General features: G+C 54.0%; 18 protein-coding genes. 9 read left to right on the top strand and 9 right to left on the bottom strand.

What is annotated here, in order from left to right:
• The first annotated feature begins 108 nt into the window (after positions 1-108).
• Positions 109-1,515, top strand: coding sequence for a glycoside-pentoside-hexuronide (GPH):cation symporter (locus tag C2U53_RS04330; RefSeq protein ID WP_044267419.1), 1,407 nt, complete (start codon positions 109-111; stop codon positions 1,513-1,515).
• Positions 1,515-2,465, top strand: a complete 951-nt coding sequence (locus C2U53_RS04335; RefSeq protein WP_104445662.1) for a family 43 glycosylhydrolase — start codon at positions 1,515-1,517, stop codon at positions 2,463-2,465. The genes C2U53_RS04330 and C2U53_RS04335 overlap by 1 nt, the downstream gene beginning before the upstream one ends.
• Positions 2,466-2,512: 47 nt before the next feature.
• Here the strand turns inward: C2U53_RS04335 and ampE are convergent, their stop codons facing one another.
• Both ampE and ampD read right to left on the bottom strand, forming a co-directional pair.
• A complete protein-coding gene (ampE, locus tag C2U53_RS04340) occupies positions 2,513-3,367 on the bottom strand; it encodes a beta-lactamase regulator AmpE (RefSeq protein WP_044255451.1) in 855 nt (284 codons plus the stop codon).
• A complete protein-coding gene (gene ampD / locus C2U53_RS04345) occupies positions 3,364-3,927 on the bottom strand; it encodes a 1,6-anhydro-N-acetylmuramyl-L-alanine amidase AmpD (RefSeq protein WP_042997919.1) in 564 nt (187 codons plus the stop codon). The genes ampE and ampD overlap by 4 nt, the downstream gene beginning before the upstream one ends.
• A gap of 87 nt (positions 3,928-4,014) precedes the next feature.
• On the opposite strand from ampD, the gene nadC reads away from it, so the two are divergent.
• The 4 genes from nadC (at position 4,015) to hofC (ending at position 8,145) form a co-directional block, all read left to right on the top strand.
• A complete protein-coding gene (gene nadC, locus C2U53_RS04350) occupies positions 4,015-4,914 on the top strand; it encodes a carboxylating nicotinate-nucleotide diphosphorylase (protein ID WP_044326651.1) in 900 nt (299 codons plus the stop codon).
• A gap of 206 nt (positions 4,915-5,120) precedes the next feature.
• A complete protein-coding gene (ppdD, locus tag C2U53_RS04355) occupies positions 5,121-5,558 on the top strand; it encodes a prepilin peptidase-dependent pilin (protein WP_042997921.1) in 438 nt (145 codons plus the stop codon).
• Between the two features lie 9 nt (positions 5,559-5,567).
• Positions 5,568-6,953, top strand: a complete 1,386-nt coding sequence (gspE, locus tag C2U53_RS04360; protein ID WP_104445663.1) for a type II secretion system protein GspE — start codon at positions 5,568-5,570, stop codon at positions 6,951-6,953.
• Positions 6,943-8,145 carry a protein transport protein HofC gene (gene hofC / locus C2U53_RS04365; RefSeq protein ID WP_104445664.1) on the top strand — a complete coding sequence of 401 codons (1,203 nt, stop codon included), beginning with the start codon at positions 6,943-6,945 and terminating at the stop codon, positions 8,143-8,145. Before gspE ends, hofC begins: the two co-directional genes overlap by 11 nt.
• A gap of 56 nt (positions 8,146-8,201) precedes the next feature.
• On the opposite strand, the gene C2U53_RS04370 is transcribed toward hofC, so the two are convergent.
• Together C2U53_RS04370 and C2U53_RS30565 are read right to left on the bottom strand one after the other, a co-directional pair.
• Positions 8,202-9,245 carry a GMP reductase gene (locus tag C2U53_RS04370; protein WP_042997924.1) on the bottom strand — a complete coding sequence of 348 codons (1,044 nt, stop codon included), beginning with the start codon at positions 9,243-9,245 and terminating at the stop codon, positions 8,202-8,204.
• 66 nt (positions 9,246-9,311) lie between these two features.
• Entirely contained in the window at positions 9,312-9,446 is a 135-nt protein-coding gene (locus C2U53_RS30565; protein WP_256387529.1) for a hypothetical protein, read from the bottom strand.
• A 24-nt stretch (positions 9,447-9,470) separates the two neighbouring features.
• On the opposite strand from C2U53_RS30565, the gene coaE reads away from it, so the two are divergent.
• From coaE to yacG, 3 genes are read left to right on the top strand one after another with little or no spacing between them, the layout of a single operon-like run.
• Positions 9,471-10,091 carry a dephospho-CoA kinase gene (gene coaE, locus C2U53_RS04375; RefSeq protein WP_044255456.1) on the top strand — a complete coding sequence of 207 codons (621 nt, stop codon included), beginning with the start codon at positions 9,471-9,473 and terminating at the stop codon, positions 10,089-10,091.
• Positions 10,091-10,834 carry a cell division protein ZapD gene (zapD, locus tag C2U53_RS04380; RefSeq protein ID WP_042997926.1) on the top strand — a complete coding sequence of 248 codons (744 nt, stop codon included), beginning with the start codon at positions 10,091-10,093 and terminating at the stop codon, positions 10,832-10,834. The genes coaE and zapD overlap by 1 nt, the downstream gene beginning before the upstream one ends.
• Positions 10,835-10,843: 9 nt before the next feature.
• Positions 10,844-11,038, top strand: coding sequence for a DNA gyrase inhibitor YacG (gene yacG / locus C2U53_RS04385; protein WP_042323837.1), 195 nt, complete (start codon positions 10,844-10,846; stop codon positions 11,036-11,038).
• Positions 11,039-11,107: 69 nt separating this feature from the next.
• On the opposite strand, the gene mutT is transcribed toward yacG, so the two are convergent.
• The 5 genes from mutT to ftsZ all read right to left on the bottom strand — a co-directional run bounded on the left by mutT (position 11,108) and on the right by ftsZ (position 17,285).
• The gene (mutT, locus tag C2U53_RS04390; RefSeq protein ID WP_044255459.1) at positions 11,108-11,500 is read right to left on the bottom strand and encodes an 8-oxo-dGTP diphosphatase MutT; all 393 of its coding nucleotides are present in this window, start codon (positions 11,498-11,500) and stop codon (positions 11,108-11,110) included.
• A gap of 63 nt (positions 11,501-11,563) precedes the next feature.
• Complete coding sequence (gene secA / locus C2U53_RS04395) at positions 11,564-14,269, bottom strand: preprotein translocase subunit SecA (RefSeq protein ID WP_042997929.1); 2,706 nt, start codon at positions 14,267-14,269, stop codon at positions 11,564-11,566.
• Positions 14,270-14,332: 63 nt separating this feature from the next.
• Positions 14,333-14,839, bottom strand: a complete 507-nt coding sequence (secM, locus tag C2U53_RS04400) for a secA translation cis-regulator SecM (protein WP_042997930.1) — start codon at positions 14,837-14,839, stop codon at positions 14,333-14,335.
• Positions 14,840-15,115: 276 nt separating this feature from the next.
• Positions 15,116-16,033: a UDP-3-O-acyl-N-acetylglucosamine deacetylase gene (lpxC, locus tag C2U53_RS04405; RefSeq protein WP_104445665.1), complete on the bottom strand. Its 918-nt coding sequence runs from the start codon at positions 16,031-16,033 to the stop codon at positions 15,116-15,118.
• A 100-nt stretch (positions 16,034-16,133) separates the two neighbouring features.
• Positions 16,134-17,285 (bottom strand): cell division protein FtsZ, encoded by a 1,152-nt coding sequence (gene ftsZ / locus C2U53_RS04410; RefSeq protein ID WP_004857884.1) that lies wholly within the window; start codon positions 17,283-17,285, stop codon positions 16,134-16,136.
• Between the last annotated feature and the right edge of the window lie 57 nt (positions 17,286-17,342).

Below are 17,342 nucleotides of genomic sequence, written 5' to 3' on the forward strand. Positions count from 1 at the left end.
TTTCTCCCCAACAGCCATTTCGTCCATATCAGCGGCGCTATCCTGCAACGCAATTAAAGGCTTACAGACGAATAATTCTTTCCATCACCTTGATGGGGAGACATCTCAATGGATACAGGTAAGCTGTCGGTAAGAGAAAAGATTGGTTATGGCATGGGCGATGCCGGATGCAACATCATCTTTGGCGCTATCATGCTGTTTGTTAACTATTTTTATACGGATGTTTTTGGTCTCGCCCCGGCTCTGGTAGGGGTGTTATTACTGTCAGTACGCGTGATCGACGCCGTTACTGACCCCATTATGGGCGCTATTGCTGACCGAACCCAAAGCAAATATGGCCGTTTTCGTCCATGGTTATTGTGGATTGCCTTCCCTTACGCGCTGTTCAGCATTCTGATGTTCACCACCCCGGAGTGGACTTATAGCAGCAAGGTTATCTATGCGTTTGTCACATACTTCCTGCTGTCGATTACTTATACGGCGATCAACATTCCTTATTGCTCATTGGGCGGCGTGATCACCAACGATCCGAAAGAACGCGTGGCCTGCCAGTCTTACCGCTTTGTACTGGTCGGTATCGCGACGTTGCTGCTGTCGCTCACTCTACTGCCAATGGTCGACTGGTTTGGCGGCGACAACAAAGCGAAGGGCTATCAACTGGCGATGACCGTGCTGGCCATTATCGGCATGTGTATGTTCCTGTTCTGCTTTGCCACCGTTCGTGAACGTGTGCGCCCTGCCGTTCCCACGCACGATGACATGAAAAACGACTTCAAAGACGTGTGGAAGAACGATCAGTGGGTACGCATACTGCTGCTGACGCTGTGCAACGTCTGTCCGGGCTTTATCCGTATGGCGGCAACCATGTACTACGTCACCTGGGTCATGGGACAAAGCACCCATTTCGCCACGATCTTTATCAGTCTCGGCGTGGTCGGCATGATGATCGGTAGCGTGTTGGCGAAAGTGCTGACCGACCGCTGGTGCAAGCTAAAGGTTTTCTTCTGGACCAACATCGCGCTGGCCCTTTTCTCCTGCGCGTTTTACTTCTTCGATCCCAAAGCCACGATGATGATTGTCGTTCTCTACTTCCTGCTTAACATTTTGCACCAAATCCCGTCGCCGCTGCACTGGTCGCTGATGGCAGACGTTGACGACTACGGCGAATGGAAAACCGGCAAGCGCATTACCGGCATAAGCTTTTCCGGCAACCTGTTCTTCCTGAAACTCGGTCTGGCGATTGCCGGGGCGATGGTTGGCTTTCTGCTCTCGTGGTACGGCTACGATGCCGGGGCGAAAGCGCAAAGCGACTCCGCGATCAACGGCATCATGCTGCTCTTTACCGTGATTCCGGGAGTCGGCTACCTGATTACCGCCGGCGTGGTGCGTCTGTTGAAAGTCGACCGCGAACTGATGAAACAGATTCAGGACGATCTGGAAAAACGCCGCGCTAACTACCGCGAACTCAATGATTATCAGGAACTGAAAGCCACTGAAACCGTAAGGAAAGCCTGATGCAAAACTGGCCTAACCCGTTTATTGAACAACGCGCCGATCCGTTTATCCTGCGCGACGGCAGCGACTATTACTTTATTGCCTCAGTGCCAGAGTACGACCGACTGGAAATCCGGCGGGCGGATTCGCTGGAAGGATTACGTACAGCGTCACCCGTTGTCGTCTGGCGCAAACCCGAACACGGCCCGATGAGCGAGCTGATCTGGGCACCGGAAATTCATCACCTCGATGGTAGATGGGTCATCTACTTTGCCGCCGCGCCTACTCAGGCGCTCGACAAACTGGGCATGTTTCAGCATCGGATGTACGCGCTGGAGTGTACAGATCCCGATCCGCTCACCAGCAACTGGGTCGAAAAGGGTCAGGTGAAAACACCGTTTGATACCTTTGCACTCGATGCCACAACATTCCACCATCAGGGAAAACAGTGGTATCTGTGGGCGCAAAAATCCCCAGATATCGCCGGTAACTCCAACATTTATCTGGCGGAGTTGGAAAATCCCTGGACGATTAAAGGCCAGCCGGTGATGCTCAGCAAACCGGAGTACGACTGGGAGTGTCGGGGTTTTTGGGTCAACGAAGGTCCGGCAGTATTAACCCACGGTGACAGGCTGTTTATCAGCTACTCCGCCAGCGCCACGGATGAAAATTACTGCATGGGACTGTTATGGATTGATATTCACGCCGATCCGCTGAATCCGGCAAACTGGCATAAATCCCCGCGGCCGGTGTTTACCACCAGCAATGAAAATCGCCAGTATGGACCCGGGCACAACAGCTTTACCCAAACGCCGGAAGGCGATGACGTGCTGGTGTATCACGCGCGTAACTACACCGAAATTGAAGGCGATCCGCTCTACGATCCCAATCGGCATACCCGTCTGAAGCTGATTCACTGGGATGACCACGGAATGCCAGACTTCGGCATCCCGCCCGCAGATACGCTTTAACATCATTGCCCGGTAACACGCAACTTACCGGGCGTCCTGCCAGGACGTTAAATCAACGTGCCATAAATGGTGAGCACGGCAATCACCACCACTAAGGCAAACGACGTTTTCTTCGCCATGGAAACGGCCGCTTTTGGCGTTTCAACCTTATCGGTATGCGACTCACGCGCCAGCGAGAACTGCGCCAGGCGTGTTAACACCTGATATTGCGAAGTACGCAGATCCGCCAGAGAGGCAAACCACGCGGGCAACGCTTTTTCTCCATGACCGATCAGGGCATACACCACGCCCGCCAGACGCACCGGGATCCAGTCCAGAACATGAAGAATGGCATCGATGCCGGACTGTAAGCGCTCATGCGGCGTCTGGTAACGCGCCAGCCAGGACTGCCACGAACGCAGGAAGGCATAGCCCACCAGCAGTACCGGTCCACATGGACCACCGACGATCAGCCAGAACAGCGGTGCGATATAGAAACGGAAGTTAATCCACAGCAGCGCATTTTGCAGTTCACGCAAAAACTCACGCTCATTGCAATCCGGTGGAACGCCATGAATCAACGTCAGTTCGCTGGCCATCGCCGTTCGGGCATGCGCATCATCGCGAGACGCCGCGTTAAGGTAAGCGTGATAGTGCATCCGCACTTTGCCCGCGCCAATGCACAGCAACCCAATCAGGATCCACGCCACAATCGTTGGCACATTAAACAGCAGTCCATCGAGCGCTCGCAGCAACAGGAATGTGACCACCATTGCGATGATCATCATCCCGAGCGTACGCGCCATTGAGAAGCGTTTGACCCGGCGAAAAAAAGTTTCTAAACGGTGATCGAACTGCCAGTGTTCGCCCAGCTTAAACAGGCGCTCGACAAGCAGCACCAGTAATGTCGTAAATAGCGTCATGTCATCTCCTTATCTGACGAGGCGGTGACCAGGGCGCGAAACTTTGCCCAGTCAAAAGCCGGACCGGGATCGGTCTTACGCTCAGGCGCAATATCACAGTGTCCGGTTATGTTTTCGGCAACGGCCGGGTAAATCTTTATTAATGCACGCGTGATGGCAGCCAGTTGTTGGTACTGGACATCGGTGTAGGCCAGCGTATCAGTCCCTTCCAGCTCAATACCAATCGAAAAATCATTGCAGCGTTCACGTCCATGATAATTCGACACGCCGGCATGCCATGCTCGCTTATCAAAAGGAACATACTGAACGATTTCGCCATCACGGCGAATCAGACAATGAGCGGAAACGCGAAGATGCGCGATTTCGGCAAAAAAGGGATGGGCATTGGGATCAATTGTTCCAGTGAATAGTGCGTCAATCCACGGACCGCCAAACTCGCCGGGCGGCAGGCTGATATTGTGCACCACCAGTAAAGAAGGGACTTCATCATCCGGGCGGCAATCGTGGTGCGGAGAAGGAACGCGTCGCGCTTCCGCCAGCCAGCCCTTGTCTAACAACATGCTGAATCTCCTTTTGAGTGGTGCTTATAGCCGCTTCAGAGTAGCATGTTTCTACCTTATGATTCGTTAGCAATTTGGAGTTTTATCATGCCGCCTCGCCGCTATAACCCTGACTACCGACGTGACGCGCTGTTGGAACGTATTAACCTGGATATCCCAAACGTTGTCGCCCAGGCGCTGCGCGAAGATTTAGGCGGTGAAGTGGATGCCAGCAACGATATTACGGCTCAACTTTTACCGGAGAACAGCCGTTCTCATGCCACGGTCATCACCCGTGAAGACGGCGTATTTTGTGGCAAACGCTGGGTTGAAGAGGTCTTTATTCAACTGGCTGGCGACGATGTCAGCATCACCTGGCATGTCGAAGACGGCGACAGCATCAAGGCGAACCAACCGCTGTTTGAGCTGGACGGTCCCTCGCGCGTGTTACTGACCGGCGAGCGTACCGCGCTGAACTTCGTGCAGACCCTGTCAGGTGTCGCCAGCGAAGTGCGTAAGTACGTTGATATCCTGGAGGGCACAAAGACCCAACTGCTGGATACACGTAAAACCCTGCCTGGGCTGCGTACCGCGCTGAAATATGCCGTACTCTGCGGTGGCGGCGCGAATCATCGCCTGGGGCTTTCGGATGCCTTCCTAATCAAAGAGAACCACATTATTGCGTCTGGTTCCGTGCGTCAGGCGGTGGAGAAAGCCTTCTGGCTGCATCCGGATGTGCCTGTAGAAGTCGAAGTTGAAAACCTCGATGAACTGGACGACGCGCTGAAAGCCGGTGCCGACATCATCATGCTGGATAACTTTGAAACGGAACAGATGCGTGAGGCGGTAAAACGGACCAACGGCCAGGCGCGCCTGGAAGTTTCCGGCAACGTGACCAACGAAACGCTGCGGGAATTTGCCGAAACTGGCGTCGATTTTATCTCCGTGGGTGCGCTAACCAAGCATCTCCGGGCGCTGGACCTGTCCATGCGCTTCGCTAACGCGTAATCATTATACGGCCTGATAACGCGCTGCTTATCGGGCCTGTTTATTCCTTTCAATCACTAAAATCCTCGTCGAGCCTCGCAATCTCATTGCTTGCGACTGCAAACCGATAACATTCCTCTGAACCCGCCTTCCTGATTCATTTTTTGCTGCTCGCCTGGCGTGCCGGCGTTTGCCAAAGTGACGTCCACTCACTCAAGGAGCGAACAATGGATAAACAACGCGGATTTACCCTTATTGAACTGATGGTGGTGATCGGCATTATTGCCATCCTCAGCGCCATCGGCATTCCGGCCTATCAGAACTATCTGCGCAAAGCGGCGCTAACGGATATGCTGCAAACCTTTGTCCCCTACCGCACTGCTGTAGAACTCTGCGCCCTGGAGCATGGTGGTACAGACACCTGCGACGCAAGCGTCAACGGGATTCCCTCTCCCACAACAACGCGCTATGTCTCAGGAATGAGCGTCGAAAATGGGGTGGTTTCGCTTACTGGCCAGGAAAGTCTGAACGGGCTTAGCGTCATCATGACCCCTGGGTGGGACAAAGCAGAAGGCATTACGGGCTGGACGCGTAACTGCAACATCCAGAATGACAGCGCGTTAAAACAGGCCTGCGAAGACGTCTTTCGCTTCGATAGCCATTAAGGAAGCGCCATGAACACGACGCAACTCAGCGCGCTGTGCCAGCGCTACCAGGGGATATTACTTGATGCCAATAACGATGTGGTACACATTGCCGTCGAAGATGCCCCTTCTCATGAACTGCTGGACGCCCTGCATTTTGCCACGACTCGCCGCATTGAGATTGCCTGCTGGACGCGCCAGCAAATGGAGCAACACCAGCATCACGCCTCACCCGCGCTGCCGTCCGTGGTGCCTGAGAGCAGCGTCAACGCGGCGGTTTTACTGGATAACACATTACAAAGCGCGCTGGCGAAACGGGCCTCAGATATCCACATAGAACCTGCAGAGCATCACGTCCGTCTCCGCTTACGCGTGGACGGCGTGCTACATAGCTTACCCAATATCGCCAAAGAGACCGGTATCGCCCTGACAGCACGTTTGAAAGTGTTAAGCCATCTGGATATCGCGGAACACCGCTTGCCGCAGGACGGGCAATTTACCATTGAGTTGAACGGCGCTGCCGTCTCGTTTCGTATCGCCACCCTTCCCTGTCGTTATGGCGAAAAGGTAGTGCTACGGTTGCTGCATCAGGTAAATCAGGCACTGGATGCCTGCACGCTGGGTATGCACGACACGCAACTCTCTACCTTCCTCCACGCCCTGCAACAACCTCAGGGGCTGATCCTCGTCACTGGCCCCACGGGTAGCGGTAAAACGGTAACGCTTTATAGCGCGCTGCAAACGCGAAACGCACCGGAGGTGAATCTGTGCAGTGTTGAGGATCCGGTGGAGATTCCCCTCGACGGTATCAATCAGACGCAGATCCATCCCCGTGCCGGGCTGACCTTTCAGGGCGTCTTGCGGGCACTGCTACGCCAGGATCCGGATGTCATCATGGTAGGTGAGATCCGCGACGGCGAAACCGCAGAAATTGCTATTAAGGCCGCACAGACCGGGCATCTGGTGCTTTCCACGCTGCATACCAACTCAACCTGCGAAGCGCTGGTACGCTTACAGCAGATGGGGGTGGCGCGCTGGATGCTCTCTTCCGCGTTAACCTTAGTGGTCGCGCAACGGCTGGTCAGAAAACTGTGTCCGCACTGTCGACGGCTGAGTGACGATCCCCTTCGCTTACCGCCCGCATGGTACCCAACGCCGCTACCCCGCTGGCAGGCGGTTGGCTGCGAACACTGCTATCACGGCTTCTATGGTCGTGCAGCGTTGTTTGAATTACTTGCGATCACCGCTGAACTGCGTCATCAGATTGCCAACGACGCCTCAGCCGCAACGCTGGAAGCCCATGCAAAACAGGCAGGAATGAGCACGCTCTTTGAAAGCGGATGCCGCGCCGTCGATCAAGGGCTGACGACGTTTGAGGAACTGGTGCGCATTCTGGGTATGCCAGATGATCACTAAAAAGCTGTGGTACTGGCAGGGAATGAATCACGATGGCCTGCCCGGAGAGGGAACCCGTTGGGCGGAAAACCGACTCGTGTTGATGCAGGAACTTGAACAGCATCAGATAATACCTTTGCGCGTGAAATCCTTACGCGTAAAGCGTGCGCTCTGGCGCCATGACAAATCCACGGAAGTGATTCACCAGCTCGCTACGCTGCTAAAAGCGGGGCTAACGTTGTCTGAAGGGCTGGAATTGCTTGCCGGACAGCAACCAAGCAAGCAGTGGCAAGCCCTGTTAGGGAGCCTTGCAAACGAACTGGAACACGGTACGCCGCTCTCCAGCGCGCTGGCGCAGTGGCCTGACGTGTTTCCACCGCTGTATCAGGCGATGATACGCACCGGAGAGTTAACCGGGAAACTGGATGAATGCTGCTTTGAACTCGCCCGGCAGCAGAAGGCGCAAAAACAGTTAACCGATAAGGTCAAAAAAGCACTGCGCTACCCCATCATTATTTTAACGATGGCGGTCATGGTGGTGGTGGCGATGCTCCACTTTGTCCTGCCTGAATTTGCCACCATTTACCGGACCTTTAACACGCCGCTACCTGCTCTCACTCAGGGGATCATCGCGTTTGCCGACTGGAGTCAACGCTGGAGTGAGCTGATTGTCCTGATACTCGTCATGCTAATTGCAACCAACAGCCTGCTGAGCCGAAAGCCCGGCTGGCAAATGCTGCGCCAGAGAGGATTACTCCGCATGCCCGTGATGGGCCAGTTGATAAGGGGTCAGAAGCTCACACAAATTTTTACCATCCTCGCGCTAACGCAGACGGCGGGGATCCCATTTTTACCCGCGCTTGAGAGTGTGAAAGAGACGATTCAGTGCCCTTACTGGGCACTGCGCCTGGCCCAGGTACAGCACGATATCAGTACCGGTGTGCCCGTCTGGCAGGCACTCAAAAATGCGGAAGAATTTAGCCCATTATGTCTGCAACTGGTCAGGACCGGAGAAGCCTCTGGCTCGCTGGATATCATGTTGCGCAGCCTTGCCCGTCATCATGATGAACATACTCAGGCGATGGCTGACAACCTGGCGGCACTACTGGAACCCGCGCTGCTGGTGATTACAGGGCTTATCATCGGCACACTGGTCGTGGCGATGTATTTACCGATTTTCCATCTGGGCGATGCGATGAGTGGCGTGGGATAACGAAGGAAGTCGACAGCAGAACTGGCGCTCAATGCAGCGCCAGTTCCTGGGGAGGGTTACAGGCTATTGAAAACGCGGTTTTCTTGTTCCTGAACCCGGATAAACGTCGTACGTTTGGTCAGCTCTTTCAAACGAGAGGCACCGACGTAGGTACAGGCTGAACGCAGGCCGCCGAGAATATCACGCGCGGTGTTCTCCACCGGGCCACGCAGCGGCAGCTTGACGGTTTTCCCTTCCGCAGCGCGATACTGCGCAACGCCGCCGACATGACGGGTCATGGCGGATTCAGAGCTCATGCCGTAGAACAGCATGAATTTTTCGCCGTTTTCTTCAACGATTTTACCGCCACTCTCTTCGTGACCGGCCAGCATACCGCCAAGCATCACGAAATCAGCGCCGCCACCGAATGCTTTCGCCACATCACCAGGCATGGTACAACCGCCATCGCTGACAATCATTCCACCCAGACCGTGCGCCGCATCAGCACACTCGATCACCGCAGACAGTTGCGGATAACCAACACCGGTTTTCACACGCGTAGTGCAGACAGAGCCCGGACCAATACCGACTTTAACGATATCCGCGCCAGACAGAACCAGTTCCTCACACATTTCGCCCGTGACCACATTACCGGCGCAGATGGTTTTGGTCGGCCAGGCTTCACGCGCTTTCGACACGAACTGAACAAAGTGTTCGGAGTAGCCATTGGCAACATCGATGCAGACAAAGTTCAGTGCCGGATCCAACGCCAGAATCTGTTTGGTCTTCTCGAAATCCGCATCGGACGTACCGGTAGAGACCATGACGTGCTTGAGTACATCGGCTGATGCCGAGCTCACAAAAGCCGTCCAGTCTTCAACGGTGTAATGCTTATGAACGGCGGTCAGCACATCGAAAGAGGCAAGAGCCGTTGCCATCGCAAATGTCCCGACGGTATCCATGTTGGCAGCAATAATAGGTACGCCGGACCAGGTCTGACCTGAATGTTTAAAGGTGAATTGACGTTCCAGCTCAACATCGGAACGACTTTTAAGGGTAGAACGCTTAGGGCGGATAAGAACGTCTTTAAAACCTAACTTCAGATCTTCTTCAATACGCATGTGCGGATTCCTGGGGTTAAGGGCTATTAGTATGAGAGCGCAACTCCAGTGACGCTATCATACGCACTAATCAATGCCGCGCAAGACTGCGAAATTCTCTTTTTTTACGCTACAATCCCATAAATTTACCTGGCGAATAGCGGGCACGCCCAGAGTCATCATCGCCAGTGTACGTTCAACTTTCAACCAATTGATTATCATAATGAATTCCCGGGAACCGAGCTTATGAGGTATACAGTAGCCTTAACTGGCGGCATTGGCAGTGGTAAAAGCACCGTTGCGAATGCCTTTGCTGACCTCGGAATTCAGATAATTGACGCCGATATTATTGCCCGCCAGGTGGTCGAACCGGGCAAGCCTGCGCTGGATGCGATTGCGGCACATTTTGGCCCTGAACTGATTGCCGCAGACGGCACGCTGCATCGTCGACTGCTTCGCGAACGGATTTTTGCTGATCCGCAAGAGAAGGCCTGGCTCGGTGCCTTGCTTCATCCGCTCATCCAGCAGGAGACCCAACGTCAGTTGCAACAGGCGACGTCTGCATATGTGCTGTGGGTGGTGCCATTACTGGTTGAAAACGGCCTTTATCGCCAGGCCAATCGCGTGCTCGTGGTGGATGTCACCCCCGAGACGCAGCTTGCCCGGACCATGCAGCGCGATGACGTTACGCGCGCACACGTTGAACAGATTCTCGCTGCTCAGGCGACGCGTGAAGCACGCCTTGCCGTGGCAGACGATGTTATTGATAATAATGGCGCACCAGATTCCATCATGTCGGATGTCGCCCGCCTGCACGCACGTTATCTCCAGCTTGCGTCGCAGTTTGTCTCACAGGAAAAACCGTAATGCACACCCAGGTCCTTTTTGAACACCCTCTCAATGAGAAGATGCGCACGTGGTTGCGCATTGAGTTTTTGGTTCAACAACTCTCTGCACGCTTACCGATTGCAGAGAGTTCAGATGCTCTGCATTTCTTTCGCAATGCCGGAGATTTGTTGGACGTATTCGAACGTGGTGAAGTGCGTACAGAATTACTGAAAGAGCTTGAGCGCCAGCAGCGTAAACTTCAGGCATGGACAGAAGTCCCGGGCGTCGACCAGAGCCGTATTGATGCTCTGCGCCAGCAGTTAAAAACGGCCGGCAGTATTTTGATTTCCGCGCCGCGCATGGGACAATTTTTACGTGAGGATCGGCTGATTGCCCTGGTCCGCCAGCGTCTGAGTATTCCCGGCGGTTGTTGCAGCTTTGATTTACCGACGCTGCATATCTGGCTGCATATGCCACAGGCACAGCGCGATGCGCAGGTCGATAGCTGGCTTGCCAGCCTGCACCCGCTGACTCAGGCGCTAACTCTGATCCTTGATTTAATTCGTAACTCGGCACCGTTTCGTAAACAAACCAGCCTGAACGGCTTTTATCAGGACAACGGGGAAGACGCAGACTTACTGCGCCTGCAGTTGCCGTTGGGTTTACAGCTTTATCCGCAAATTTCCGGCCACAAGAGCCGTTTTGCGATCCGTTTTATGCCGCTCGATAGCGACAATGGCGTGGTGCCTGAGCGCCTCGATTTCGAACTGGCCTGCTGTTAAGGAGTTAAGATGTCTGAGACGATCACCGTAAATTGCCCCACCTGTGGCAAAACGGTTGTATGGGGTGAAGTCAGTCCATTCCGTCCGTTTTGTTCCAAACGTTGTCAGTTGATCGATTTAGGTGAATGGGCCGCTGAAGAGAAACGCATTGCCAGCAGCGGCGATCTTTCCGACAGCGACGACTGGAGCGAAACGAAAGAGTAAACAGAGACGGTCTGGGGGATCATACGCCCCCACCGCGCGTTACCGGATGTCGGCGTCGCCTCATCCGGCCTACAGGTTTTGTTTTAACTTCGCAATCACGGGCGCATTCGCCGGAGGGAAATCCTCCGCCTGCAACATCCCGGCGGCAATCCATTTTCCAGGCTGCCCCTCTTTTCCCCACGGTTCACCTTTCCAGCTTTCCACCAGCCAGAACCACAGCGTGATATGCCTGTCCGGAAACTGATACTCCAGCTTCTCGAAAAGCGTGGCACCTACCGGCGTAATGCCCACCTCTTCCTGTAGCTCGCGGCTCAGCGCCTGCTCCGGCGTCTCTCCCGCCTCAATCTTTCCGCCTGGAAATTCCAGTTTATTCGCCATATGCGCGTCGGCCGCACGCTGGGTGATAAAGATTTCGTTATACGGATTACGAATAATCCCGACCGCGATGTTCAGTTTTTTCATATTGTCGTACCCATAAAAAAGGCGCAGTTTCCTGCGCCTTCAGACATCGTTATTATGCAGATCTTAGCTCAGACGGCCGTGGCACTGTTTGTATTTTTTACCAGAACCACACGGGCACGGATCGTTACGACCTACTTTACGCTCGCCCGTTTGTGCCGCCAGATCGGCCGCCGCAGCGCTGTCGTCGTCCTGATGGCTGAGCTGTTGCATCTGCGCTAAACGCTCCGCCTCTTCACGACGCTGCTGCTCCATGGCTTCAACTTCTTCCGGCATGCGAACCTGAACTTTGCTCAGCGTACTGATCACTTCGTATTTCAGTGATTCCAGCATAGAGGCAAACATCGAGAAGGATTCGCGCTTATATTCCTGCTTCGGATCTTTCTGCGCATAGCCACGCAGATGGATGCCCTGACGCAGGTAATCCATCGCCGCCAGGTGCTCTTTCCACAGGGAATCAAGCGTTTGCAGCATGACGCCTTTTTCGAAGTGACGCATCATCTCTGCGCCAACCACTTCTTCTTTGCGCTGATACACGTCGATGGCCTGCGCCAGAATACGCTCACGCAGTGTCTCTTCATGCAGTTCTGGTTCTTTATCCAGCCATTCTGCGATCGGCATCTCCAGATCGAAGTCATTTTTCAGGCGTTCCTGCAGACCCGGGATATCCCACATTTCTTCCAGAGACTGCGGCGGAATGTAAGCATCAATCGTGGCTTTGAACACGTCTTCACGAATGCTGTTGATAGTTTCACTAACGTCGCTTACATCCAACAGTTCGTTACGCTGGGTATAGATCGCACGACGCTGATCGTTGGCAACATCATCGTATTCCAGCAGTTGCTTACGAATATCGAAGTTGCGGCTTTCCACTTTACGCTGCGCGTTAGCAATCGCTTTGGTGACCCACGGGTGCTCAATGGCCTCGCCCGGTTTCATCCCCAGTTTACGCATCATGCCGGACACGCGGTCAGAGGCAAAAATACGCATCAACGCATCTTCCATTGACAGGTAGAAACGCGAAGAACCCGCATCACCCTGACGACCGGAACGACCACGCAACTGGTTATCGATACGGCGAGATTCATGACGCTCAGTACCGATGATGTGCAGACCACCGGACGCCAGCACCGCTTCGTGGCGAACCTGCCAGTCGGCTTTAATCTGTGCAATCTGTTCTGGCGTTGGGTTTTCCAGCGCGGCCACTTCAGCCTGCCAGCTACCGCCCAGCACAATATCGGTACCACGACCAGCCATGTTGGTGGCGATGGTTACCGCCGCCGGATAGCCCGCCTGCGCGACGATGGCCGCTTCGTTGGCGTGGAATTTTGCGTTCAGAACGTTGTGCTTGATGCCCGCTTTGGTCAGTTCGTTAGAAACCACTTCGGATTTCTCAATGGAGATAGTCCCCACCAGTACCGGCTGACCATTGGCGGTACGCTCTTTAATATCTTCAATAATGGCCTGAATTTTTTCCGCTTCGGTCATGTAGACCAGATCCGGCATATCTTTACGGATCATCGGACGGTTGGTCGGCACCACTACGGTATCCAGTTTATAGATTGAGCTAAATTCGAACGCTTCGGTATCTGCCGTACCGGTCATACCGGCCAGTTTTTCATACAGACGGAAGTAGTTCTGGAAGGTGATCGAGGCCAGCGTCTGGTTCTCGTTCTGGATATCCACGCCCTCTTTCGCTTCAACAGCCTGGTGCAGACCATCAGACCAGCGACGGCCCTGCATGGTACGACCGGTATGTTCGTCAACGATGATGACTTCGCCGTCTTTTACGATGTAGTCAACGTCGCGGGTGAACAGCGCGTGCGCGCGCAGCGCTGCGGTCACGTGGTGCATCAGCATAATGTTGCCCGGAGAGTACAGAGACTCGCCTTCATCCATGATGCCTTCTTTCACCAGCAGTTCTTCAATCAGTACCAGACCACGTTCAGTCAGGTTAACCTGGCGCGCTTTTTCATCCACAGAGAAGTGACCTTCACCCTGGAAGCTGTCAGAATCTTCTTTTTCCTGACGAATCAGGTGCGGGATGATTTTGTTCACTTTCTTGTACATTTCCGAGCTGTCTTCAGCCGGGCCGGAAATGATCAGCGGCGTGCGCGCCTCATCGATGAGGATGGAGTCGACCTCATCCACCAGCGCATAGTGCAGTTTACGCTGTACGCGTTCTTCAGGGCTGAACGCCATGTTGTCACGCAGGTAGTCAAAGCCATATTCGTTATTGGTGCCATAAGTAATGTCGGCGGCGTAGGCTTCGCGCTTGGCTGGCGCAGGCATACCCGGCAGGTTGATCCCGACGGTCATACCGAGGAATTCGAACAGCGGACGGTTGTTTTCGGCGTCACGCTGCGCCAGATAGTCGTTCACGGTAACCACGTGAACACCTTTGCCGCTTAGTGCGTTCAGGTAAGCTGGCAGCGTTGCAGTCAGGGTTTTACCTTCACCGGTACGCATTTCCGCGATGCAGCGATCGTTAAGGACCATCCCACCGAGCAACTGAACGTCGAAGTGACGCATGCCGAAAACGCGCTTACTGGCTTCACGTACGACAGCAAACGCTTCCGGGATCAGACTCTCCACGCTTTCGCCTTTTTCCAGACGCGCACGGAATTCACCGGTTTTCGCTTTCAGTTCGTCATCGGAGAGTTTTTCCATCTCCGGTTCCATGGCATTGATCACTGCAACCGCTTTACGCATACGACGTAACGTACGATCGTTACGGCTACCGAATACTTTCGTTAATAATTTGATTAGCATATTGAAATCTCAAACGCCCCGCGATGTGGGGTCATAATAATGTATTGAAGTTTATTGGGTTTTTTAGCTGAGGCGTTGAGGGCCGGCACGGATCCCCTGCGCCTGGCTGATCCAGGCGGGAACGGTGAATACGGCCTGAGGCGTAAAATGGGCATACGTTACGCGCGACACACTTGCCGGAGGCGTACCTTCCTGCGTCAGCATCGCGCTGAGCGTGTTCAGTAAGGCTAAATGGTGTGCCTGAAGCGGTAACGGTTCTTCAGCAACGGGCAGCGCCTGCGGTGCCATTGCGAAGGAAAGATGACGGATGACCGTACGAATAGCATGCTGATGCCAGTAATCGACGGTGAAATTGGGGCGACGATTGCTCGCTTCCAGCAGCGCCAGTTGGCTGAAATTAACTCTAACGCGCTGTTCATGGCTACTGGCTGTCGCCTTTGCCGGCGTTGTTGGCTCAACGGTATTTCCGAGCGCGGGCAAGCCAAAACTCGCCGCGACCATCCCAAATAAGAGATGCGGCCAGAAGTAGCGTCTACCTAACTGTCGCCAGCGCGTCAGTATTCCACTCACGTTATTGCCATCCCAATCGTGTTATTCAAAACGTTTTTTGCGCACAAATCTTATCATTAATGCGCAGGCACTACAGCAGTATTGATGAGAAGTTACAGGCAAAAGTGCTTAAGAAAGCAGCGTTCGCACGGCATCGCGATTCAGTACGCGAAAGAACACAACCGAAAGGCACTTTTGCCAACAGGCAGGGAAGAAAATGTCAAAAAAAACGACTGGCTTACCTGGCCGGAGAGAGTGCCAGATTAACCAGTCGAATTTATGCGACAACCTGTGTCGTTATGCCAGTACGGTAGAAGGCGCTTTGAAAGCCAGCGGCAGTTCTGCGTCGTCCTGGAAGGTCACATATTCCCAGGCTTCCTGTTTTGCCAGAATAGCCTGTAGCAGTTTGTTATTCAGCGCATGTCCGGATTTGTACGCGGTAAATGCACCGATAATGTTGTGACCACACATGAACAGGTCGCCAATGGCGTCGAGCATTTTGTGACGAACGAATTCATCTTCAAAACGCAGGCCGTCTTCGTTCAGTACGCGATAATCGTCAACAACGATGGCACAATCGAAGCTGCCGCCCAGGCACAAGCCACGGGACTGCAGATATTCGATATCACGCATGAAACCGAAAGTACGCGCGCGGCTGATCTGGCGCATGAACGCATCAGCAGAGAAATTCATCGCATAGCGCTGAGTGCTGGAGTCGATCGCCGGATGGTTAAAGTCGATGGTGAAATCCAACGTAAAACCATTGTACGGTCTGAACTCAGCCCACTTGTCGCCATCTTCGACCCGAACGGTCTCTTTGATGCGAACAAATTTCTTGGCACTGTTCAGTTCTTCAATACCGGCATCAAGCAGCAGGTAGACGAACGGAGCAGCACTGCCATCCATGATCGGGATTTCCGGAGCATCGACTTCGATAACAATGTTATCGATACCCAAACCCGCCAGAGCAGCGTTAAGGTGCTCAACGGTTGAAATCCGTACATCATGCTCATTAACCAGACATGTACAGAGCATGGTATCACGCACAGATTTGGCATCGGCCGGGAAATCTACCGGTGGATTCAAGTCGGTGCGACGATAGATGACCCCGGTGTTGGCCGGCGCAGGGCGTAATGTCAGGGTGACTTTCTTGCCGGTATGTAAACCGACACCAGTCGCCTGAACGATACGTTTAAGTGTCCTTTGTTTGATCATCGTATAATCTCGCCAAATTACCTATCCAACCGAAGTGTACTATACATTCGGTGGGCCAGTTTAGCACAAAGAGCCTCGAATCCCAAATTCCAGCCAATTCTTAATCGGCTTGCTTGCGCAGGAACGCAGGGATATCCAGATAATCCGGCTCTTTCGCGGTTTGCGGCGTATTATCGTTCACCACTTTCGCGACCGGTTTCTGCTCTTGCGTCAACGGCGCCATGCCATGCTGCTGGTAACGATCCATCACCGGCTGCTGCACCTGTTTGTTGGTGACCAGGGTGATTTCAGGACGCTTGTCCATACCGATACCGGTAGCAACAACGGTCACGCGCAGCTCGTCGTTCATATCCGGGTCCAGAGAGGTACCAATCACCACGGTCGCGTTATCCGATGCAAAGGCACGGATGGTGTTACCCACGGTTTCGAACTCATCCAGACGCAGGTCGAAGCCCGCCGTGATGTTGACCAGTACGCCACGCGCGCCAGACAGATCGATATCTTCCAGCAGCGGAGACGAGATCGCCATTTCAGCAGCTTCTTCTGCACGGTCTTCACCGCTCGCCACACCAGAGCCCATCATTGCGTAGCCCATTTCGGACATCACGGTGCGCACGTCAGCAAAGTCGACGTTCATCAGGCCCGGACGGGTAATCAGTTCCGCGATGCCCTGAACAGCGCCTTTCAGCACGTCGTTCGCCGCGCCAAACGCGTCGAGCAGGGAGATACCACGACCCAGCACTTTCAGCAGTTTGTCGTTCGGGATGGTGATCAGCGAGTCCACATGCTTGGACAGCTCAGTGATCCCCTGCTCCGCGAAAGCCATACGCTTTTTGCCTTCAAAATTGAAAGGCTTGGTCACGACCGCAACGGTCAGGATCCCTAAATCTTTAGCTACTTCAGCAACCACTGGCGCTGCACCGGTACCGGTACCGCCGCCCATGCCTGCTGCGATAAACACCATGTCTGCACCGTCAAGCGCTGCACGCAAAGCTTCACGATCTTCGTCTGCTGCATTGCGACCGACTTCCGGGTTCGCACCCGCTCCCAGACCTTTGGTAATACCACTACCGATCTGAATAGTCTGGCCAACCGCCGTCTTGCGCAACGCCTGAGCGTCGGTATTTACCGCGAAGAATTCAACACCCTCAATGCGCTCGCGCACCATGTGTTCAACGGCGTTACCGCCGCCGCCACCGACGCCGATGACTTTAATCACCGCGTCGTTGGTCAGTTCCATAGGTTCAAACATAGTTTCTCTCTCCGTTGTGCCTGTCGCCTGAGGCCGTAATTTTCGCCGGCCTCATAA

The sequence above is a fragment of the Citrobacter sp. CFNIH10 genome (assembly GCF_002934585.1).
Lineage (GTDB): Bacteria > Pseudomonadota > Gammaproteobacteria > Enterobacterales > Enterobacteriaceae > Citrobacter_A > Citrobacter_A amalonaticus.